The organism is Herbaspirillum sp. SJZ106, assembly GCF_006715495.1.
Classification (GTDB): Bacteria; Pseudomonadota; Gammaproteobacteria; order Burkholderiales; family Burkholderiaceae_D; genus Herbaspirillum.
In genome coordinates this window covers 112,428-131,024 of record NZ_VFNI01000003.1, presented here as the reverse complement: position 1 = coordinate 131,024, position 18,597 = coordinate 112,428, and the positions used below count along the sequence as shown (strand labels likewise).

The window sequence follows — 18,597 nt, the reverse complement described above, 5'->3', positions numbered from 1 at the left end:
TTTATCGATTGCGATGCGGCGGTGAATAACGGCAGGCTTACTCGTAGTGATAGCGGCAAGAGACGATATTGATCTGCCCTTCCTTGGCTTCATACACCAGCCTGTTCACATCGTCGATGCGACGCGACCAGAATCCTGACAGATTGGCCTTGAGCGGCTCCGGCTTGCCGATGCCTTCGAACGGAGTCCGCTGGGCCTCGCGGGTCAGTTGATTGATGCGCTTCAGTGTTTTCCGGTCTTGCGTCTGCCAGTACTGATAGTCGTCCCAGGCTTCAGCGGTAAACAATATGCGTCGGCTGCTCATTGGCTTTCGTCGATAGTGCGCTCCACGGCGCTGCCTTCGCGAAGTTGTCCGATCGAACGCTCAAGGTGGGCGACATTCGCCGGCGAACGCAACAGATGCACTGTTTCCATGAGGCTGTCGTAATACTCCTGCGACATCACAACCGCATTGGGAGCATCGCGCCGCGTAATCAGCGTGACATCGGCATCTTCAACAACGCGGTCGATCACACTCTTCAAATTGCTGCGGGCATCGGTAAAGTGAACGGTGCGCATATGCCGCTCCATAGGCTGTACAAGTGACGGGATTTTAATACATGTACAGAAAGACGTACATGTTCACATGAGTCCTGCCGGCTCGATGCGACTCGGGAACCTGCACACAGGCAAGGCGCACGACCGATCAGGTCTTGCGGAAAAACACATAATCGAAGAACTCGCCTGAAAAGCCGCCGTTGAAAATGAGGTACTGCACCGCCTTGCCGAAGAAGACGATGGCGGCGAAAACGATGGCCAGCTTGATGCAGAAAATAAGAGGTTTGAGCATGGCCGAAGTGTATATGAGCAGCCGGCCGCCGGCCGGATCGGCATCAAAAAATGCCGCCCGGATTGCCGCCGGGCGGCATCGATAATGCGCCGCTTTCAAAGCTTCAGCATGTTTTCGGGCAGGGCGCTGCCCCGCTCCAGGGACTCTCAGAACGCCGGCACCAGCGATCCCTTGAATTCGCTTTCGATGAATTTGCGCACCTCTTCCGACTGGTAGGCCTGCACCAGCTTCCTGACCCAGGGCTTGTCCTTGTCTTCGGCGCGGGTGGCGATGACGTTGGCATAGCGGCCGCGCGGGTCTTCCACGGCGATGGTGTCCTTCTGCAGCGACAGCCCGGCCTTGAAGGCGTAGTCGTTATTGATCGAGACGGCGGCCAGGTCGTCCAGCGAACGCGGCAATTGCGCGGCGTCGAGTTCGACCAGCTTGAGCTTCTTCGGGTTGTCCGCCACATCCAGCGGGGTGGCATTGACGCCGTTCTCGCCCGCCCCCGGCTTGAGCTTGATCAGGCCGGCCTTTTGCAACAGCAGCAGCGCGCGGTTGCCGTTGGACGGGTCATTCTGGATGCCGATGGTGGCGCCGTTGGGCAATTGGTCGACCGACTTGTATTTTTTGGAATAAATGCCCAATGGCGCGGTGATGGTCAGCCCCACCGGCACGATCTTGTAGCCGCGCGCCTTGATCTGGCTGTCCAGATAAGGCACGTGCTGGAAGGCATTGGCGTCCAGGTCGCCGGCGGCCAGCGCCGCGTTGGGCTGCAGGTAGTCGCTGAAGACCACGGTCTGGATCTCCAGCCCTTCGCGCGCGGCGACTTTCTTGACCACCTCGAAGGTGCTCTCTGCATTACCCACCGAGATGCCGACCTTGATCTTCGTCTTGTCCTGCGCCGATGCCGTGTGCGGCGCCAGCGCCAGGCTCAGTGCGGCCAATGCGCCGGCCAGTTTTGCGATTGCAGCCAATTGCATGATGTCCCCGATAAGAATGAGGACAGCATGGTCACACAGGCCCGGCACGGAAAGAAGGAATGAATCCGCATGTCGATATGCGGGAAGCGCGGCAAAACTGCGGCAGAGGCGTCCGGCAAGGTATCATTCCGCCTCCAGGCGGCACCCGTACCGGCCGCACCGCTATCACCCGATTCCATACCATGCTGATCAGAAGAAAATCCATCGAGGCCCAGGCCAACACCAAGGCCGGCCCCAACCGCCGCCGCCTCGGCGCCGATGCCGCCAAACCCCGCACGCCCAGGTTCGCGCCGGTGACGCTGTCCGAATTGGATGGCGTGCGCTACCTGCACTTCGGCACCGAATGGGTACAAGGCGCCATGCGCATCCGCAAGCCGGACTGGATCGAGCTGGAGTATGCGCAGCAAATGATGGCCTGGATGCTGTTCAACCCGGCGCCGCGCCATATCGTGCAGCTGGGGCTGGGTACCGGCGCGCTGACCAAGTTCGCCTACCGTGAATTCCCGCAGGCGCAAGTGACGGCGGTGGAACTGAACCCGGCGGTGGTTGCCATCTGCCACAGCATGTTCAAGCTGCCCGAACCCGACGAGCGCCTGATGCTGATCGAAAGCGATGCCATGGACTTCATCCTGCATGCGGCCGGGCACGGCATCATCGATGCGCTGCAGGTCGACCTCTACGACGCCACTGCGCGCGGCCCGGTGCTCGATACGCCGGAGTTCTACCAGGCCTGCTACGACAGCCTGGCCCCCGGCGGCGTCATGACGGTCAACCTGTTCGGCGACCATCCCAGCTACGCCAGGAACCTGAAGGCGATGGAATTCGCATTCGATACGGTGGTTTCGCTGCCCGAAGTCCATGACGGCAACGTCGTCGCGCTCGCCTTCAAGGGACAGCGTCAGTTCGACTTCCCGGCCCTGTACGAACGCGCCGCGCAGATCGAAGCGCAGACCAGGCTGCCGGCCAAGTCCTGGGTCAACGGGATCAAGAGCGGTATCTGAGGAACGATTGGACGACGCCTGCACGCAAAGCCTGCTCGAAGATCGGCCGGATATTGCACATGCAACAAGCGGCCAGCATTATTTTCAGATTTCTTGAAAAAGGCTTGCGTAGCAATGAAAACCCACTTGCGTCCTTGCTTGCAGGACAGAGCAACAACGGGCAAAGCCGCTCTTTGAAGCTGCTAATGCGAACCAGCCTGCATCAAGCAGGCTAGCTTGCTTCAAAAGTTGATGTGGCTCGCTGCTGTCAGCGAATATCGTCGTTGTCACCCGATGACAACGCGGTCGGTTGCAGCAATTGCTGCAAGCGTTGTGCGCCATCCGGCGAGAGTTCGCCATTTTTCATACTGTCAAGCAGCTTCTGTACCTCTTCTTTATCAGCCGCCGACAGGTCCTGCCCGATTTCACCGTTATCCAGACGGCGTTGCAGTTCGGTACCAGCTATCCTCTTTCCATCAGGTGTCGCATCAGCACTCATCGCATCCGTCAATAGCTGGTCGGTGGACAAACTTTGCATTTTTTGGCCCTGCGTATGCTTGGTTACCTCCCACTCAAGAGGCGAGGATGAGAAAGGAATTGTGAGCGAATTCGACATAGGTGGCTCCAGTAAGGAAGTATTGAAGGAGCCCATAAGTGGATGTGGAGAACATTTTTGTTCCATATCGACCGCATGAATAGCGTCGCTCCCACCCAAGAAAAGTCCTTACGCATACCAACGTCGAACTTAAAAAAAGAATCACGACTGCATAACGCTAGCGAAAAAGCACAAGAGGTTGCCATGTTGATAGCCATTGATTTTTATAATGCCGCACGCGGAGACAATAGTCATTCCCGTATGGCTCAACCTCTTGGGGTAAGTGAGGCGCTATTAGCAAATGGCGTAAGGGAGAAGCCATCAAGCCGTATTACATGGTCAAATGTGCTGTGAGACGGGTCTGGATGTCAAAGAATCAGCCTTGACTGCGACCTATGAACTAGAAAGTGATGAAGAAAAGAAAAAAGAACTTGCGGAACTGATAAACCCTACCTATAATGCGTCCTTTCTTGCAGCACAGAGCAACAACGTGCAGCACGGGGCGTTAGCTCAGTTGGTAGAGCAGCGGACTCTTAATCCGTAGGTCCACAGTTCGAATCTGTGACGCCCCACCAGAATTTCAAAGCCTTCCAAAGCATGCCTTTGGAAGGCTTTTCTGTTTTGGCCATTCTACGTCCCCATTCCACGTCCTTTTTCCAAGCCCCCTTTTTGCGCCCCGACCATGAACCTCAGTGCCGACGATTTTGCCCTGGTGATCCAATCCACCCCGCTGGTATCGATCGATTTGCTGGTTCGCAATGAGCGCAACGAGATCCTGCTCGGCTACCGGCGCAACCGCCCCGCCAGCGATTGCTGGTTCGTTCCCGGCGGGCGTATCCGCAAAGGCGAAACACTGAAGGATGCCGTGCGACGCATCGCACGGGTGGAACTCGGCGTGGAACCGGCAAGCTGGGAGTTGTCGGGCGCGTTCGACCATATCTATGCCGACAATGCGCTGGGCCGCGAAGGCTTCGGCTCACACTACGTGGCGCTGGGATGCCATTGCAGCCTGCCGCCCGGAAGCCGCATCGTCCCCGATGCCCAGCATTCGGAACTGCGCTGGTGGCCGCTGGATAAATTGATGCAAAGCCCGCTGGTGCATGTCAACACCAAGCGCTACTTCGAAGACGCGCCGGCCAACAAACTGTAAGCCTCCCTGGCCCGCCCTGTCCTCCTTAGCGGCCGGGAAAATCCGAAATGGCCAGCGCCGCCTTCAGCGCCAGCATCACATCCCCCCATTGCCCGGCCTGCTGCTGCCGGAACAGCCTGGCGCTGGGATACCACGGCGAATCGTGGCGGTTCAGGAACCAGCGCCAGTCGGGCGCGAACGGCAGCGCGATCCAGACCGGCAGGCCCAGTGCGCCGGCCAGGTGGGCGGCGGCGGTGTCTACCGTGATCAGCAGGTCCATGCAGGACAATACGGCGGCGGTTTCGTTGAAATTGCCGATCCCCTGCCCCAGCCAGTGCCAGCCCGCTTGCCTGTGCAGCCAGGCGGCGTCGGTCTCGCGCAAGTCGGGCTGAACCGCGAAGAAATCGATCTCCTGGCGCGCCTGCGCCAGCGGCGCGAATTGCTGCAGCGGGATGGAGCGACGATAGTCGTTGGTATTGCCGGGGTTGCCGGAACAGACGACGCCCACGCGCAAACGTCCCGGCGTGCGCGGCGCCAGCGCATCGATGCGCGCCATCCATGCCTGCTTGCGCGCGTCGTCGGCATGCAGGTAGGGCACGGGGGCGGGAATATCGCCGTATCGCGTATTGCAGACCAGCGGCAGGCTCATCATCGGCAACTGGCAATCCACTGGCGGCACCGGTTCGCCGATGGCCACCGTTTCCCATGGCGAGGAAGACGGCAGGCTCGCCAGCAGGGGCAACTGGTTGGCCGGCACTTCGAGCACCACTTGCGCGCCGGCCTCGGCGATCTGCAGCGCATAGCGGATGAATTGGATGATGTCGCCGTAGCCCTGCTCCGCCCACAGCAGGATGCGTTTGCCGCGCAGCGGCGTGGCGCCGTTCCAGGCGGGAATCGCCGCGTGGCGGTAGGGATCCGCGCTGCGCCCTTCCCAGCGCCATTCGTAGAGCGGCAAGGCCTCCTCGAAACGGCCCAGCACCAACAGCGAAAGCGCCAGGTTGAGCTTGGCCTCGGGATCGTCCGGCTTCAGCCTGAGCGCGCGGCGGTAGCTGTCGATGGCGTCGTCGTATTGCCGCAGGCGCGCCAGGCTGGTGCCGCGGCTGACATGGGCATCGACGTAATCGGGATCGAGAATGAGCGCCTGGTCGTAGAACTTGAGGGCCGTGTCGAAGTCGCCCAGCGCGTGCTCAGCCGCGCCGGCATCGTGCCAGTAGACGGCGCGCCGGTCGTCCAGCCGCAGCGCCTGCTGCACGCTGGCGCGCGCGGCTTGCCAGTCCTTGAGGCGCTCGTGCAGCATGGCCTTGCGGTGCCAGGTATCGGGCACATCGGCCTGCAGCTGCAAGGCCTCGTCCAATAAGGCAATGGCTTGCGCGTCGTTCTTGCCCGAGGGCGACATCGCTTGCAGCGCGGCGGATGCGGCGACAAAGAGTTCGGGCATCCGGTGGCCCGCTTCTATCAGCGCGCGATACAACAGGAAGGCGTCTTCAACCCGGCCCAGTTCGTAGAAGGCGCGGCCCAGCTTGTAGCGGATCGGCAATGCCTCCCGGGCGTTTGCCGGCAGCAGGCGCAAGGCGCGTTGCAACACCACGGCCGCCTCCTCGAAGTGCGCTTGCGCCGCCGCCACGCTGCCCAGCAGATGCAGCACCTGCACATGATCCGGCTCGCTCTCCAGCAGATCAAACAGCATCTGCTCGGCGGCGGCGTAATGTTCTTGCTCGAACAGCTGGAAGGCTTGTCTCAGGGTTTCGGTCGGGTTCATGGCGGGACGGACGATACGATGCGCCGTATTGTCTCATCCTTCCCCGCGCACATGGACGGCGTCAGCGTTTCATCACCAGGACCGGATCGGCCCGGTAGATGGCCGGATACATCTTTTGCAGGTTGGCGATCTTGGGCAGGTCGTTATAGGCGATATAGGGCTGGTTGGGGTGCAGGGTGGCGTAGTCCTGGTGGTAGTCCTCGGCCGGGTAGAAACCCTGCAACGCCGTCACCTGCGTCACGATGGGCGAAGAAAACACCCTCGCGGCGTTGATCTGGGCGATATAGGCCTCGGCCGCCTGCTGCTGTTGCTGGCTGGCGGTGAAGATGGCCGAACGGTACTGCGTGCCATGGTCGGGCCCCTGGCGGTTCAGCTGGGTTGGGTCGTGCGCCACCGAAAAATAAATCTGCAGGATCTGGCCGAAGGAGATCTTGCGCGGGTCATAGGTCACCTGCACCGCTTCGGCATGGCCGGTGCCGCCGCTGCTGACCATCTCGTAGGTCGCCGCCTCGCGCTTGCCGCCGGCATAGCCGGACAGCGCGCGCAGTACGCCCTGGGTGTGCTGGAACACGCCCTGCACGCCCCAGAAGCAGCCGCCGGCCAGCACGATGGTTTCGCTTTGCGCGGTCGAGGAGAGCTGCGCCTTGCCGACCGCGGCGGGCACGGCAACCGCGGGTTCGGCGGCATTGACGCGCGCCATGGATGCCAGCGCCAGGCACAGCGCGGCGGCCGCCGATACGATGGCGACGGGTTTCAGGATGGACATGGTTTTCTCCGCAACGGAAGTGAGGTCGACTTCAAATCAAAACAAAACGCGCCGGTCAACGGCACCGCGCCACGCTCGGTCAGGAGCGCGTCACCGAAGCCGGCCCCTGTGCCGCCGGGGCCTGCTCCCGCCCGTTCTCCCGCCCTTTCTTCGTCTGGCGCCACAGCAGGCGCAACGCCAGCAACGCGCCCACCAGCACGGCAAACAGCAGCGGCTGCGCGATCAGGTTCTTGCCGGCCTTGTCCCACCAATAATGCAATACGCCCAGCGGCACGATGAGGTAGATCAGGCGATGCAGGAGCTGCCAGCGCTTGCCTCCCAGGCGGCGCACCATACCGTTGGTGCTGGTGGCGGCCAGCGGGATGGACAGCAGCAGCGCCGTCGCCCCCACCGTGATGAAAGGCCGCTTGACGATGTCTTTCCAGATCTCGCCAAGGTCGAAGAAATGGTCGAACCAGACAAACGTAGTGAAGTGCAGGCTCAGGTAAAGGAAGGCCATCAACCCCAGCATGCGGCGCAGCTTCACCAGCCAGTTGATGCCGGTGATCTTGCGCAGCGGCGTCACCGCCAGCGTGATGCAAAAGAAATAGAGCGTCCAGTCGCCGGTGCTGTGGGTGATGAACTCCAGCGGATTGGCGCCCAGCCCGCCGGTAAAGCCCAGCGCCACCAGCCGCGCCAACGGCACGAAGGCCAGCGCCAGGGACAGCCACCACAACACGTTGACCGTGCGCGGCGCGAGGTTGCGGAGGGCGGAGGGAGCGAGTTGCATGGGAACCTTAGCTCAAAAGAACTTGCGCAGATCCATGCCCGAGTACAGCCCGGCCACGTCGTTGTAGCCGTTGAACATCAGCGTCTTGCGCTTGGGCGCGAAGAAACCGTCTTCGCCGATGCGGCGCTCGGTGGCCTGCGACCAGCGCGGGTGGTCGACGTTGGGATTGACATTGGAATAGAAGCCGTATTCCTGCGCCGCATACATGTTCCACGCGGTCTTGGGCTCGTCCTTGACGAAACGGATCTTGACGATCGACTTGGCCGACTTGAAGCCGTACTTCCACGGCACGACGATGCGCACCGGCGCGCCGTTCTGGTTGGGCAGCACCTCGCCGTACATGCCGAAGGCCAGCAATGCCAGCGGATGGTTGGCCTCGTCCATGCGCAGGCCTTCGCGGTAGGGCCAGTTGAGGATGGGGTCGGAGATGCCGGGCATCTGCTTCTTGTCGGCCAGGGTGACGAATTCCACATACTTGGCGTTGCCGGTGGGCTCGGCCTTCCTGATCAGCGCCGACAGCGAATAGCCGATCCAGGGGATCACCATCGACCAACCCTCGACACAGCGCAGGCGGTAGACGCGCTCTTCCAGCGGCGCCAGTTTCAGCAGCGCCTCCAGGTCCAGCGTGAAGGGCTTCTTGACCTCGCCTTCGATATCCACCGTCCACGGGTTGGTCTTCAAGGTGCCGGCGTTCCTGGCCGGATCGGCCTTGTCGGTGCCGAATTCGTAGAAGTTGTTGTAGGTGGTGGCGTCCTTGTAGGCGGTCTGCTTGTCCATCACCGCGTAGGCGTTATTGAGCCTGGCCGGCAGCTTCCGGCCCTGCTGCGCGAACGCTTGCGGAAAAGCGCCCCAGCCGCCGGCCAGCGCCGCGCCGGCCGCGACCTTGGCCATGAAGCTGCGGCGCGCGAGGTAGATCTCCCTGGGGGTGATCTCCGAGGCGGTAGGTATCTCGATCTGGTCGGGGCGTATCTTGATCAGCATGGGACTCTCGCTCAAAAATGGGTTGGCGCTGGGTAATGCGGCAATCGGGCAATGCTTTGCTACGTGTGGCCATGCTAAGTGTGGCGCGATGACATCCGGGTGGCAATCTCATGACAATTTTGTCATGAAGAAAAACCACGCTGTTTTATCGAATGCGCTCTAAAATCTCCAGCATTTTCCCGCATCCGACGAGCTTTTGCGCATGGCCATCCTGGTAATCGAAGACGACCCCAAAACCGGCGACTATCTCAGGAAAGGGCTGCGCGAGTCCGGCTATGCGGTCGACCTCGCCCGCAACGGCGCCGACGGCCTGCATATGGCGCTGGAGCAGGACTACGACCTGGTGGTGCTGGACGTGATGCTGCCCGGCATCGACGGCTGGCAGGTGATGGGCGCCCTGCGCGCCAAGCGCGACCTGCCGGTGCTGTTCCTGACCGCCCGCGACCACGTCGACGACCGCATCCGCGGCCTGCAACTGGGCGCCGACGACTACCTGGTCAAGCCATTCTCCTTCACTGAACTGGTGCTGCGCATCCGTACTTTACTGCGGCGCGGCGTGGTGCGCGAGGCCGAGGTGCTCGAAATCGCCGACCTGCAGTTGGACCACGTGCGCCACAAGGTCACGCGCCAGGGCGTCAACATCGCGCTGACCAACAAGGAATTCATGTTGCTGCATCTGCTGGTCAAGCGCCGGGACGAGGCGCTGTCACGCAGCGTGATCGCTTCGCAGATCTGGGACATGAACTTCGACAGCGACACCAACGTGGTCGATGTCGCCATCAAGCGCCTGCGCGCCAAGATCGACGCGCCGTTCGAGAAGAAACTGATCCACACCGTGCGCAGCGTGGGCTACATGTTTTCGGAAAACCCATGAGCGCTCCCATCTCAGCCCCCCGCTCCGGCGCCCGCGGCTGGACGCTGACGCTGCGCGTCTCGGCCCTGTTCGCGCTGATCGCCTGCCTGGTGGTGGCCGGGCTCGGCTGGTACCTGTACGGTTCGGTGCGCGAGGCGTTGGAACTGCGCGCCGACCAGGCGCTGACCGGCCGCGTCGAACACTTCCGCAACCTGATGCACGACCTCGACAATGTCGAGCAGATGGAACAACGTCCGGCCCTGTTCGAAAGCATGATGGGCAACGAGCAGGACGTGCGCATCTTCCGCCGCCGCGGCGAAGCGCCCTTCATCCAGAGCAATCCCGAGCACCTGGTGCCGCCGGAGATGGAACCCGTCCCGGTCGGCACGCCGCTGTCGGCGGCCGACCTGTTCACCACCGTGCGCGCCGACGGCGTGCGCATCCGCTGGGTGGCGGCGCTGGCCGAGGTCGGCAGCGGGCAAGACCATGCCGATACGGTCGAAATCGTCGCCGCCTATGTCATGGTGCAGGAGGCCGGCATGCTGCGCAGCTACCGCTGGCGCATCGCCGGCGCCGCCGCCGGCGCGGTGCTGCTGACCGCCCTGCTCGGTTTCCTGCTGCTGCGCCACGGTTTGCGCCCGCTGCTGGAAATGAGCCGCCGCGCCGCGCAGATCACGCCCGACCGCCTGTCGATGCGGCTGGAACAGGAAGGCATGCCGCAAGAGCTGCGGCGCGTGGCGGTATCGTTCAACGCCATGCTGGATCGGCTGGAGGCAGGCTACGAACACCTGTCGCAATTCTCCGGCGACCTGGCCCATGAAATCCGCACCCCGGTCAATGTGCTGATGGGCCAGAGCCAGGTGGCGCTGGGCCAGCGCCGCTCGCCGGAAGAGTACGAGCAGTTGCTGGAATCGAACGTGGAAGAATTGCAGCGCATTTCACGCATCGTCGAGAACATCATGTTCCTGGCGCAGGCCGACCACGCCACGCTGGCGGTCGATTGCGCCGCGCTGGAGCTGCGGGAAGAGTTGGGCAAGATCGTCGATTACTTCGAAGGCATCGCCGACGAGCGCGGCATGCGCTTCGCGCTGGAAGCGGAGGGGAGCTGCCACGCCAACCTGGTGATGTGGCGGCGTGCGGTCAGTAACCTGGTGATCAACGCGGTGCGTTATGGCGAGGCAGACAGCACGGTGCGCATCATCGCGCGCAGCGACGGGAACGGCAGCAGCATCATCGTCGAAAACCGCAGCGACGATGCCACGCCGCACACCATGGCGCGCATGTTCGACCGCTTCTACCGCGGCGACCGCTCGCGCAGCGCCTATACCGAGTCCAACGGGCTGGGGCTGGCGATCGTGAAAGCCATCATGGCGCTGCATCGGGGCACGGCCACGGTGGAGTGCCCGCAGCCGGGCTGGATACGCTTCACGCTGCACTTCCCTCCGGCATCCGCGCCATCGCCCTCCTCGATACCCGCCTAGGATCTGTTATCGCTACGCCACGACAAGGCGCAACGCCTGTCGCCGGTTTGTAGGGTTTATTTGATTGGCATCAAGCCAGGCCTCCGTCGCGGCCTTCTGCATGGACAGAAAAGCGCGAAAATGCTGCCATGCAATGCAAATCAGGCGGCAATCAGGCGGCGCAAGCAGCATACGAACACCGGGACATCCGCAGGCCTACCTCGCCCGGCAGGCAATCGGGCGGAGCAATGAATGCCCCTTGCCTGTCTGGCGCAACGGCAGCGTTGCCGCCAGACAGTTGCCGCCTGCAGGTTCGCCACCGAAGGCAATCATTTCCAAATCGCATAACTGTTATCAGAAAAACCATGGCCGCGTGCTATTGAGCTGGCGCAACAATTGTTTTAAATTTCAGTAATTACTGAAAATTCAGAATATAAGAAAGGCAGACGAGTCATGGAACCCCATACCCTTACCCCCCTGATGCAGCGCTTCATCATGCACTTCGGCGAGATGGGCAGCCGCTGGGGCATCAACCGCACGGTGGGCCAGATCTATGCGCTGCTCTACATCAGCGGACGCGCGCTCAACGCCGACGAGATCGCGGATTACCTGAGCTTCTCGCGCTCCAACGTCAGCATGGGCCTGAAGGAATTGCAATCCTGGCGCCTGGTGAAGCTGCTGCACCGCCCCAACGATCGGCGCGAGTATTTCGAACCGCCGGGCGATATCTGGGATATTTTCAAGGCGCTGCTGGAAGAGCGCCGCCGCCGCGAGATCGAGCCCACTCTTTCGATGCTGCGCGACGCGCTGCTGGAGGCGCCCGCCAGTGCCGACGACAAGGCGGCACAGAAGCGCATGCGCGAGATGTATGAGCTGATCGAACTGTCGAGCTCATGGTTCGACGAGGTGCAGCGCCTGCAGCCCGAGACCCTGGTGTCGTTGATGAAGATGGGCGCCAAGGTCAAGAAGCTGCTGGACGTGCGCGAGAAGTTCCGCTTCGGCGGCAAGGACGGCGCCGCCGACGGGGACGCTGCCGCGCAGGAAAAAAACGACAAGACTGACAAGATCGGCAGGGAGTAGCCATGCGCCGGCCTGCTCCATCCGTCTCCGACCAGCAGCGCCCGCCGGGCCTGCGCCGCCTTCGCATCCCGCGCCTGACCCAGCTGCCGCTGGGCGCGGAAATCACGCTGCTGCTGGTCGTCAAGATCGCGCTGATCACCATCCTGTCCAAGACCTTCTTCGCCCACCCCGAGGCCAAGCACATGCGCATGCCCACCGCCAGCGTCGAGGCGCGCATGCTGGCGCCGGCCGCACCGGATACCCAGGTTCCCGCTCTCTCCTCTGAAACGTCCAACACCTCCGAGGTAAACAATGCTTCCAATCGATGAAGTCGTTTCGCTGTCGCGGCTGCAGTTCGCCGTGACGGCGCTGTATCACTTTCTGTTCGTCCCGCTGACGCTGGGCCTGTCGTGGATCCTGGTGATCATGGAGTCGGTCTATGTCATGACCGGCAGCCCGATCTACAAGGACATGACCCGTTTCTGGGGCAAGCTGTTCGGCATCAACTTCGCCATGGGCGTGGCTACCGGCATTACGCTTGAGTTCCAGTTCGGCACCAACTGGTCCTACTATTCGCACTATGTGGGCGACATCTTCGGCACGCCGCTGGCCATCGAAGGCCTGGCCGCGTTCTTCCTGGAATCGACCTTCGTCGGCCTGTTCTTCTTCGGCTGGGACCGGCTCTCGCGCAAGCAGCACTTGCTGGTAACCTTCCTGGTGGCGCTTGGCTCCAGCCTGTCGGCGCTGTGGATCCTGATCGCCAACGGCTGGATGAACAACCCGGTCGGCGCCGACTTCAACTTCGAGACCATGCGCATGGAGCTGGTCAGCATGACCGAGGTGATCTTCAATCCGGTGGCACAGGTCAAGTTCGTGCACACGGTGGCCGCCGGCTACGTGACGGCGTCGATGTTCGTGCTGGGCGTGTCGTCCTGGTACCTGCTCAAGGCGCGCGACACCGCCTTCGCGCTGCGCTCGTTCGCGGTGGCGGCCGGTTTCGGCCTGGCCTCGACGCTCTCGGTGATCGTGCTGGGCGACGAATCCGGCTACACCGCGGGCGAAGTCAACAAGGTCAAGCTGGCGGCCATCGAAGCGGAGTGGGACACCCATCCCGCGCCGGCCGGCCTGACGCTGTTCGGCCTGCCCAACGACAAGGAACAGCGCACCGACTACGCGGTGAAGATCCCCTACGTGCTGGGCCTGATCGCCACCCGCTCGACCGACCAGCCGGTGGTCGGCATCAAGGACCTGAAGAAGGAACATGAGGCGCGCATCCGCAACGGCATGCTGGCCTATGCGGCGCTGATGCGCCTGAAATCCGGCGACAAGTCCGACGCCGCGCGCGTCGCCTTCGATGAGCACAAGAAGGATCTCGGCTACGGCCTGCTGCTCAAGAAATACACCAACAATGTGGTCGACGCCACGCCCGGGCAGATCGCCATGGCCGTGGACGACACCATCCCCAAGGTGGCGCCGCTGTTCTGGTCCTTCCGCGGCATGGTGGCGATCGGTTTCCTGATGCTGTTCATCTTCGCCTCCTCGGTCTGGTTCCTGGCCAGGAAGCAACTGGCGCCGCAGCGCTGGCTGCTCAAGCTGGCGGTGTTCTCCATCCCGCTGCCGTGGATCGCCGCCGAACTGGGCTGGATCGTGGCCGAATATGGCCGCCAGCCGTGGACCATCGCCGGCATCCTGCCCACGCACCTGTCGGCGTCCTCGCTGCAGCCGAGCAGCCTGTACTTCAGCCTGGCCGGCTTCATCCTGTTCTACACCTTCCTGCTGGTGGTGGAAATGATCCTGATGGTGAAATACGTGCGCATCGGACCCAGCAGCCTGCATACCGGCAAGTACTTCTGGGAAACCCAGGGCTGCGCCGACGATGACAGCGCCGTACTGCCGCCGCCGCTCAACCCCAACGCCAACTCCGGCAACGCCGCCTGACGCGCCCGCTCAAGAAATGAGGAAAGCAAGATGATCTTCGATTACGAAACACTCAAGCTGATCTGGTGGGCCTTCGTCGGCGTGCTGCTGATCGGTTTCGCGCTGACCGACGGCTTCGATTTCGGGGTCGGCATGATGCTGCCCTTCGCCGGCAAGACCGACGCCGAGCGGCGCGTGCTGATCAACTCGATCGGCCCCACCTGGGAAGGCAACCAGACCTGGTTCATCACCGCCGGCGGCGCCACCTTCGCGGCCTGGCCGCTGGTCTACGCGACCGCCTTCTCGGGCTTCTACATCGCGCTGATGATACTGCTGTTCTCGCTGTTCTTCCGCCCGGTCGGCTTCGACTACCGCAGCAAGGTCGCCGACCCGCGCTGGCGCAACGCCTGGGACTGGGGCCTGTTCATCGGCGGTGTCGTGCCGCCGCTGATCTGCGGGGTGGCGTTCGGCAACCTGCTGCTGGGCGTGCCCTTCCACTACGACGACACCATGCGGGTGGAATACACCGGCAGCTTCTTCGCCCTGTTGAATCCGTTCGGCTTGCTCGCAGGCCTGCTGTCGGTGGCCATGCTGTTGATGCATGGCGCCGCCTTCGCCTGCGTCAAGACCGATGCCGCCGTCGGCGAACGCGCGCGCAAGACCGCCATCGTGGCCGCCATCGCCACGCTGCTGCTGTTTATCGCCGGCGGCTTCTGGGTGGCGCAGTTGCCGGGCTACCGCATTACCTCCATGCCGGACGTCAACAGCGCCTTCACGCCGCTGGCCAAGACCGTGGAAATCACCGCTGGCGCCTGGTTCGACAACTACGCGCGCTGGCCGGCCACCAGGCTGCTCCCGGCGCTGGGCTTGGCCGGCGCGGCATTGGCCGCACTGTTGGCGCTGCTACGTCGCCCGCGCCTGGCCTTCGTCGCCAGCGGCCTGTCGGTGACCGGCATCATCCTGACCGCCGGCATCTCGCTGTTCCCGTTCGTGATGCCGTCCTCGCTCGATCCCAGGAGCAGCCTGACCATGTGGGACGCGGTCGCCAGCCACAAGAGCCTGGGCCTGATGTTCTGGATGGTGGTGATCTTCCTGCCGATCATCATCATCTACACCGGCTGGGTATATCGCGTGGTCAAGGGCAAGGTCACGCTCAAAGACATCCACGACAACCAACACACGGCGTACTGAACGCGCCGCAACCTGGAGAACACTATGTGGTATTTCGCCTGGATACTTGGCATCGGCCTGGCGCTGGCCTTCGGCATCATCAACGTGATGTGGCTGGAAGCGAACTATGCCTTCGGCCGCCGCAAGGCCGAGGAAACGCATGAGCGCTTCGCCAGCGCCGCCGATAGCGAGCGGCGCGGCAAGGAGTGAGGCCGGCGCCAGCCTGGACGGCCCTTTCCGTCACCATCTTTCGCCAGGAGGCAAGATGAACGCAACACCTGCATGCAAGGCCGCTGAAATCGCCCCTGAAGCGCGCCACTGGCAACTGCTGCCCGGGGCCGACTTCGCCGACAGCTATCGCATTCCCCTGGCTGCCTCGCTGGCACAGCGGCAGATCGCCGATATTGCCGCGCGCATGATGAGCGGCAAGCCGGCCTGGATCGCGGCGCTTCTGGCTCTGCGCAACCGCCTGGTGGCCCCGTTCGGGCTCAAGGGCGCCCAACTGGCGGTCGGCGAAGTGCAGGCGGATAACCAGATGCCGGGTTTTCCGGTGCTGGACGGCGACGCATCGCACCTGCTGCTGGGCATGGACGACCGCCACCTGGATTTCCGCCTGTGCCTAGAAAAATCGTCATCCGGCTCTGCGGGCGAGGCGCCGCAATGGCTGACCGCGACCACCGTGGTGCGCACCAAGGGCTGGCCCGGCAAAGCCTACCTGGCCGTCATCATGCCTTTCCACCGGCGCATCGTGCGTACGCTGCTGGAAAAGATGCCGGAATAAGGCGCACCCATTCCGCGCAGCCGCGCAATTGCCGGCGCCATGCAAAAAGCCCCGCGAATCGCTTCGCGGGGCTTTTTGTTACTGCAGAAGACAGCTTGCAGACGGCTCAGACCAGGTTCAGCGTCACGTTGATGTTGCCGCGGGTGGCGTTCGAGTACGGGCACACCTGGTGCGCCTTCTCGACCAGGTCTTGCGCCACGGCGCGGTCGATGCCCGGCAGCGAGATGTTGAGTTCGGCTTCGATGCCGAAACCGGCCGGGATCTGGCCGATGCCGACCTTGCCGGTGATGCTGGCGTCGGCAGGAATGGCGACCTTGGCTTGGCCGGCGACGAACTTCAGCGCGCCCAGGAAGCAAGCCGAATAGCCGGCTGCGAACAGTTGCTCGGGGTTGGTGCCAGGACCGCCGGCGCCGCCCAGTTCCTTCGGGGTCGACAGCTTGACGTCCAGCACGCCGTCGGAGGACCTGGCGGAACCTTCACGGCCGCCGGTTGCGGTTGCAGTTGCGGTGTACAGGGCTTTTTCGATCTTGTTGGAAGACATTTTCTTTCCTTTCGGTTTTCAGGTTAATGCCAATCGTTGGAGATTGGAGATAAGAGGTGGCGAAAGATTCGCCGGGTTACCGCTGCGTCAAATTCAACTAAGGTTCAACTAAGATTCAACTGAGAAAACAAATAAATTATTTACAATAAAATTGTGAACAACCAAATTAACACAATCCAAAACACTGCCGCATCCTTCCATGCCGATGCTCACTCTTCCGCATCCAGCAAATTCTTGCGCACATCCTTGAGTTCGCCAACCAGCTTCTTCACTTCATCCAGCGGCGGCAGCATGCAGCTCATCCGGACCGGCACCGCCTTGGCCTTCTCGCGCAAGGCGCGGCCGGCATCGCTCAAGCTCACCACCACGCGCCGCTCGTCGCCGGCGTCGCGGGCCCGGTGCAGCAAGCCCATGGTTTCCATGCGCTTCAACAGCGGGGTCAGCGTGCCGGAATCGAGATACAGGCGGCTGCCCAGCTCGGAGACGGTGATCTGATCCTTTTCCCACAGTACCATCATCACCAGATATTGCGGATAAGTGATGTCCAGCGCGCCGAGCAGTTTCTTGTAGGCCTTGGTCATCGCCAGGGACGCCGAATACATGGCGAAACACAGCTGGTTGTCGAGAAGCAAGGCTTCGTCGATCAGCGCGTCCGGCAGCTTCGGTGTGTTGGCGTTGTCCATGCAGCGCATAATATACAGCTCAAAATTAAATTGCAAGCAATTTAAATAAAATTCTTGAAGTCGTTGCTCGACACCGCCGAACCGCTTTCGCACACAACGGCGCGCACCGCGCAACTTGGGTATCATTCGCGCTTTCCGGCACTTCTCCGCATTCCCTGTCTTCCTCGTCATGCCTCACGCCATTTCCGTCCCTGCCAACCCGCTCAAGACCCTCGACCTGTTCTGCCGGGTGGTCGACAACTATGGCGATATCGGCATTTGCTGGCGCCTGGCCCGCCAGTTGGTGCGCGAGCACGGCATCGCGGTCCGGCTGTGGGTGGATGACCTTGCCAGTTTCAGGCGCATCTGGCCGCCAGTCGATCCCGCCGCCGAGGTGCAGCAACTGGACGGCGTCACCGTGCAGCACTGGCGCGGCCAGGACGACGCATTCACGGCCGCCGACATCCCCGACATCGTGATCGAGTTCTTCGGCTGCGAGATTCCGCCGGCCTATGTCGAAGCGATGGCGCTGCGCGCCGTCAAGCCGGTGTGGTTCAACCTGGAGGGATTGTCGGCCGAGCAATGGGTGGAAGGCTGCCATACCCTGCCCTCGCCGCATCGCTCGCTGAAGCTGACCAAGTATTTCTTCTTCCCCGGATTCAATGAACGCACCGGCGGGCTGAGCTTCGAAGCCGATCTGGAAGCCCGGCGGCAAACCTTCCTGCGGGAAAACCAGGCCACCGCCTTCCTTTCCGGCCTGGGCGTGACGCCGCAGGAGCAAGCCAATCTGAAGGTGTCCATGTTCTGCTACGACGACGCCCCGTTGCCGGCATTGTTCGACGCCTGGCAACAGGCGCCGCGCGCCGTCACCTGCCTGGCGCCGGAGGGCGTGGCGCGCAGCGCCGTCGAGGCTTTCCTCGGCGCGCCGATGCAAGCCGGCGCGGCCGCCACCCGCGACGCCCTGACGGTACGCGTGCTGCCTTTCGTGGCGCAGACCGACTATGACAAGCTATTGTGGAGCTGCGACTTCAACTTCGTCCGCGGCGAAGACTCCTTCGTGCGCGCGCAATGGGCCGGCAAGCCCTTCATCTGGAATATCTACCGGCAAGACAAGAACCTGCACCACACCAAGCTCGACGCTTTCCTGAAGATCTACACGCCGGCCTCGCCCGCCCTGGCCGAGGCCGCGCGCGCCTGGAACGGCGCCAGCCACCCCGACGTTGACTGGACGGCAAGCTGGCAAGCCCTGCAGGACGAGTTGCCGGCCCTCACCGCGGCGGCCGGGGACTGGCAGCGCAAGTTGTTGGCAAATGGCGACTTCATCGCCAATTTGCTCAAGTTCGCTGCCCGGCTGGTAGTAGAGGCGCCCGGAAAATAGGTTAAA

At 62.5% G+C, this 18,597-nt stretch carries 24 protein-coding genes and 1 tRNA gene; 14 read left to right on the top strand and 11 right to left on the bottom strand.

Features of this window, described 5'->3' with window-relative positions; translation table 11 throughout:
• Positions 1-37 precede the first annotated feature (37 nt).
• From FB598_RS10425 to FB598_RS10410, 4 genes are all read right to left on the bottom strand, one after another.
• Positions 38-304 carry a Txe/YoeB family addiction module toxin gene (locus FB598_RS10425; RefSeq protein ID WP_141914742.1) on the bottom strand — a complete coding sequence of 89 codons (267 nt, stop codon included), beginning with the start codon at positions 302-304 and terminating at the stop codon, positions 38-40.
• Positions 301-558 (bottom strand): type II toxin-antitoxin system Phd/YefM family antitoxin, encoded by a 258-nt coding sequence (locus FB598_RS10420; RefSeq protein WP_141914743.1) that lies wholly within the window; start codon positions 556-558, stop codon positions 301-303. Before FB598_RS10420 ends, FB598_RS10425 begins: the two co-directional genes overlap by 4 nt.
• 127 nt (positions 559-685) lie before the next feature.
• Positions 686-928, bottom strand: coding sequence for a hypothetical protein (locus FB598_RS10415; RefSeq protein ID WP_141914744.1), 243 nt, complete (start codon positions 926-928; stop codon positions 686-688).
• Between the two features lie 47 nt (positions 929-975).
• Positions 976-1,791: a MetQ/NlpA family ABC transporter substrate-binding protein gene (locus FB598_RS10410; RefSeq protein WP_141914745.1), complete on the bottom strand. Its 816-nt coding sequence runs from the start codon at positions 1,789-1,791 to the stop codon at positions 976-978.
• A gap of 182 nt (positions 1,792-1,973) precedes the next feature.
• Here FB598_RS10410 and FB598_RS10405 point away from each other — a divergent pair, with 182 nt between their 5' ends.
• Both FB598_RS10405 and FB598_RS20725 read left to right on the top strand, forming a co-directional pair.
• The gene (locus FB598_RS10405; protein ID WP_141914746.1) at positions 1,974-2,792 is read left to right on the top strand and encodes a spermidine synthase; all 819 of its coding nucleotides are present in this window, start codon (positions 1,974-1,976) and stop codon (positions 2,790-2,792) included.
• A gap of 59 nt (positions 2,793-2,851) precedes the next feature.
• The gene (locus FB598_RS20725; protein WP_183405743.1) at positions 2,852-3,007 is read left to right on the top strand and encodes a hypothetical protein; all 156 of its coding nucleotides are present in this window, start codon (positions 2,852-2,854) and stop codon (positions 3,005-3,007) included.
• A 32-nt stretch (positions 3,008-3,039) separates the two neighbouring features.
• Here FB598_RS20725 and FB598_RS10400 read toward each other — a convergent pair whose 3' ends face one another.
• Positions 3,040-3,387, bottom strand: a complete 348-nt coding sequence (locus FB598_RS10400) for a hypothetical protein (protein ID WP_141914747.1) — start codon at positions 3,385-3,387, stop codon at positions 3,040-3,042.
• A 57-nt stretch (positions 3,388-3,444) separates the two neighbouring features.
• Here FB598_RS10400 and FB598_RS10395 point away from each other — a divergent pair, with 57 nt between their 5' ends.
• The 3 genes from FB598_RS10395 (at position 3,445) to FB598_RS10385 (ending at position 4,516) form a co-directional block, all read left to right on the top strand.
• Positions 3,445-3,720, top strand: coding sequence for a hypothetical protein (locus tag FB598_RS10395; RefSeq protein WP_141914748.1), 276 nt, complete (start codon positions 3,445-3,447; stop codon positions 3,718-3,720).
• A 145-nt stretch (positions 3,721-3,865) separates the two neighbouring features.
• Positions 3,866-3,941 (top strand) — tRNA-Lys (locus FB598_RS10390).
• 107 nt (positions 3,942-4,048) lie between these two features.
• The gene (locus tag FB598_RS10385; RefSeq protein WP_141914749.1) at positions 4,049-4,516 is read left to right on the top strand and encodes a GDP-mannose mannosyl hydrolase; all 468 of its coding nucleotides are present in this window, start codon (positions 4,049-4,051) and stop codon (positions 4,514-4,516) included.
• A 25-nt stretch (positions 4,517-4,541) separates the two neighbouring features.
• Here the strand turns inward: FB598_RS10385 and FB598_RS10380 are convergent, their stop codons facing one another.
• The 4 genes from FB598_RS10380 to msrP form a co-directional block, all read right to left on the bottom strand.
• The gene (locus FB598_RS10380) at positions 4,542-6,254 is read right to left on the bottom strand and encodes a lipopolysaccharide assembly protein LapB (protein ID WP_141914750.1); all 1,713 of its coding nucleotides are present in this window, start codon (positions 6,252-6,254) and stop codon (positions 4,542-4,544) included.
• Between the two features lie 61 nt (positions 6,255-6,315).
• Positions 6,316-7,020, bottom strand: a complete 705-nt coding sequence (gene msrA / locus FB598_RS10375; RefSeq protein WP_141914751.1) for a peptide-methionine (S)-S-oxide reductase MsrA — start codon at positions 7,018-7,020, stop codon at positions 6,316-6,318.
• A gap of 79 nt (positions 7,021-7,099) precedes the next feature.
• Positions 7,100-7,789 carry a sulfite oxidase heme-binding subunit YedZ gene (locus FB598_RS10370; protein ID WP_141914752.1) on the bottom strand — a complete coding sequence of 230 codons (690 nt, stop codon included), beginning with the start codon at positions 7,787-7,789 and terminating at the stop codon, positions 7,100-7,102.
• Positions 7,790-7,801: 12 nt separating this feature from the next.
• A complete protein-coding gene (gene msrP / locus FB598_RS10365) occupies positions 7,802-8,770 on the bottom strand; it encodes a protein-methionine-sulfoxide reductase catalytic subunit MsrP (RefSeq protein WP_141914753.1) in 969 nt (322 codons plus the stop codon).
• 202 nt (positions 8,771-8,972) lie between these two features.
• Between msrP and FB598_RS10360 the strand changes: the two genes are divergently transcribed.
• From FB598_RS10360 to FB598_RS10325, 8 genes are all read left to right on the top strand, one after another.
• The gene (locus FB598_RS10360) at positions 8,973-9,644 is read left to right on the top strand and encodes a heavy metal response regulator transcription factor (protein ID WP_141914754.1); all 672 of its coding nucleotides are present in this window, start codon (positions 8,973-8,975) and stop codon (positions 9,642-9,644) included.
• The gene (locus tag FB598_RS10355) at positions 9,641-11,104 is read left to right on the top strand and encodes a heavy metal sensor histidine kinase (protein ID WP_183405744.1); all 1,464 of its coding nucleotides are present in this window, start codon (positions 9,641-9,643) and stop codon (positions 11,102-11,104) included. Before FB598_RS10360 ends, FB598_RS10355 begins: the two co-directional genes overlap by 4 nt.
• Positions 11,105-11,536: 432 nt before the next feature.
• Entirely contained in the window at positions 11,537-12,163 is a 627-nt protein-coding gene (locus FB598_RS10350; RefSeq protein ID WP_255463897.1) for a GbsR/MarR family transcriptional regulator, read from the top strand.
• Between the two features lie 2 nt (positions 12,164-12,165).
• The gene (gene cydP, locus FB598_RS10345) at positions 12,166-12,471 is read left to right on the top strand and encodes a cytochrome oxidase putative small subunit CydP (RefSeq protein WP_255463898.1); all 306 of its coding nucleotides are present in this window, start codon (positions 12,166-12,168) and stop codon (positions 12,469-12,471) included.
• Positions 12,455-14,080 (top strand): cytochrome ubiquinol oxidase subunit I, encoded by a 1,626-nt coding sequence (locus FB598_RS10340; protein WP_141914755.1) that lies wholly within the window; start codon positions 12,455-12,457, stop codon positions 14,078-14,080. The genes cydP and FB598_RS10340 overlap by 17 nt, the downstream gene beginning before the upstream one ends.
• A 30-nt stretch (positions 14,081-14,110) precedes the next feature.
• Entirely contained in the window at positions 14,111-15,250 is a 1,140-nt protein-coding gene (gene cydB / locus FB598_RS10335) for a cytochrome d ubiquinol oxidase subunit II (RefSeq protein ID WP_141914756.1), read from the top strand.
• A gap of 24 nt (positions 15,251-15,274) precedes the next feature.
• Positions 15,275-15,439 (top strand): cytochrome bd-I oxidase subunit CydX, encoded by a 165-nt coding sequence (cydX, locus tag FB598_RS10330; protein ID WP_141914757.1) that lies wholly within the window; start codon positions 15,275-15,277, stop codon positions 15,437-15,439.
• 55 nt (positions 15,440-15,494) lie between these two features.
• Positions 15,495-16,010, top strand: a complete 516-nt coding sequence (locus FB598_RS10325; protein ID WP_141914758.1) for a DUF2867 domain-containing protein — start codon at positions 15,495-15,497, stop codon at positions 16,008-16,010.
• Positions 16,011-16,116: 106 nt separating this feature from the next.
• Here the strand turns inward: FB598_RS10325 and FB598_RS10320 are convergent, their stop codons facing one another.
• Both FB598_RS10320 and FB598_RS10315 read right to left on the bottom strand, forming a co-directional pair.
• Positions 16,117-16,551, bottom strand: coding sequence for an organic hydroperoxide resistance protein (locus FB598_RS10320; protein WP_141914759.1), 435 nt, complete (start codon positions 16,549-16,551; stop codon positions 16,117-16,119).
• A 209-nt stretch (positions 16,552-16,760) separates the two neighbouring features.
• On the bottom strand, positions 16,761-17,234 hold the full coding sequence (locus FB598_RS10315) for a MarR family winged helix-turn-helix transcriptional regulator (protein WP_255463899.1): 474 nt from the start codon (positions 17,232-17,234) through the stop codon (positions 16,761-16,763).
• Between the two features lie 169 nt (positions 17,235-17,403).
• Here FB598_RS10315 and earP point away from each other — a divergent pair, with 169 nt between their 5' ends.
• Complete coding sequence (gene earP / locus FB598_RS10310; protein ID WP_183405745.1) at positions 17,404-18,591, top strand: elongation factor P maturation arginine rhamnosyltransferase EarP; 1,188 nt, start codon at positions 17,404-17,406, stop codon at positions 18,589-18,591.
• The last annotated feature ends 6 nt before the right edge of the window (positions 18,592-18,597 follow it).

Bases quoted from the DNA above. Each gene is read 5' to 3' on its own strand.
- FB598_RS10400 (WP_141914747.1), bottom strand. From the start codon at position 3,387: ATGTCGAATTCGCTCACAATTCCTTTCTCATCCTCGCCTCTTGAGTGG.
- FB598_RS10340 (WP_141914755.1), top strand. From the start codon at position 12,455: ATGCTTCCAATCGATGAAGTCGTTTCGCTGTCGCGGCTGCAGTTCGCC.
- FB598_RS10355 (WP_183405744.1), top strand. From the start codon at position 9,641: ATGAGCGCTCCCATCTCAGCCCCCCGCTCCGGCGCCCGCGGCTGGACG.
- FB598_RS10320 (WP_141914759.1), bottom strand. From the start codon at position 16,551: ATGTCTTCCAACAAGATCGAAAAAGCCCTGTACACCGCAACTGCAACC.
- cydX (WP_141914757.1), top strand. From the start codon at position 15,275: ATGTGGTATTTCGCCTGGATACTTGGCATCGGCCTGGCGCTGGCCTTC.
- msrP (WP_141914753.1), bottom strand. From the start codon at position 8,770: ATGCTGATCAAGATACGCCCCGACCAGATCGAGATACCTACCGCCTCG.
- earP (WP_183405745.1), top strand. From the start codon at position 17,404: ATGCCTCACGCCATTTCCGTCCCTGCCAACCCGCTCAAGACCCTCGAC.
- cydB (WP_141914756.1), top strand. From the start codon at position 14,111: ATGATCTTCGATTACGAAACACTCAAGCTGATCTGGTGGGCCTTCGTC.
- FB598_RS10315 (WP_255463899.1), bottom strand. From the start codon at position 17,234: ATGGACAACGCCAACACACCGAAGCTGCCGGACGCGCTGATCGACGAA.
- FB598_RS10350 (WP_255463897.1), top strand. From the start codon at position 11,537: ATGGAACCCCATACCCTTACCCCCCTGATGCAGCGCTTCATCATGCAC.
- FB598_RS10425 (WP_141914742.1), bottom strand. From the start codon at position 304: ATGAGCAGCCGACGCATATTGTTTACCGCTGAAGCCTGGGACGACTAT.
- FB598_RS10370 (WP_141914752.1), bottom strand. From the start codon at position 7,789: ATGCAACTCGCTCCCTCCGCCCTCCGCAACCTCGCGCCGCGCACGGTC.
- FB598_RS10405 (WP_141914746.1), top strand. From the start codon at position 1,974: ATGCTGATCAGAAGAAAATCCATCGAGGCCCAGGCCAACACCAAGGCC.
- cydP (WP_255463898.1), top strand. From the start codon at position 12,166: ATGCGCCGGCCTGCTCCATCCGTCTCCGACCAGCAGCGCCCGCCGGGC.
- FB598_RS10380 (WP_141914750.1), bottom strand. From the start codon at position 6,254: ATGAACCCGACCGAAACCCTGAGACAAGCCTTCCAGCTGTTCGAGCAA.
- msrA (WP_141914751.1), bottom strand. From the start codon at position 7,020: ATGTCCATCCTGAAACCCGTCGCCATCGTATCGGCGGCCGCCGCGCTG.
- FB598_RS10385 (WP_141914749.1), top strand. From the start codon at position 4,049: ATGAACCTCAGTGCCGACGATTTTGCCCTGGTGATCCAATCCACCCCG.
- FB598_RS20725 (WP_183405743.1), top strand. From the start codon at position 2,852: ATGCAACAAGCGGCCAGCATTATTTTCAGATTTCTTGAAAAAGGCTTG.
- FB598_RS10410 (WP_141914745.1), bottom strand. From the start codon at position 1,791: ATGCAATTGGCTGCAATCGCAAAACTGGCCGGCGCATTGGCCGCACTG.
- FB598_RS10325 (WP_141914758.1), top strand. From the start codon at position 15,495: ATGAACGCAACACCTGCATGCAAGGCCGCTGAAATCGCCCCTGAAGCG.
- FB598_RS10360 (WP_141914754.1), top strand. From the start codon at position 8,973: ATGGCCATCCTGGTAATCGAAGACGACCCCAAAACCGGCGACTATCTC.
- FB598_RS10420 (WP_141914743.1), bottom strand. From the start codon at position 558: ATGCGCACCGTTCACTTTACCGATGCCCGCAGCAATTTGAAGAGTGTG.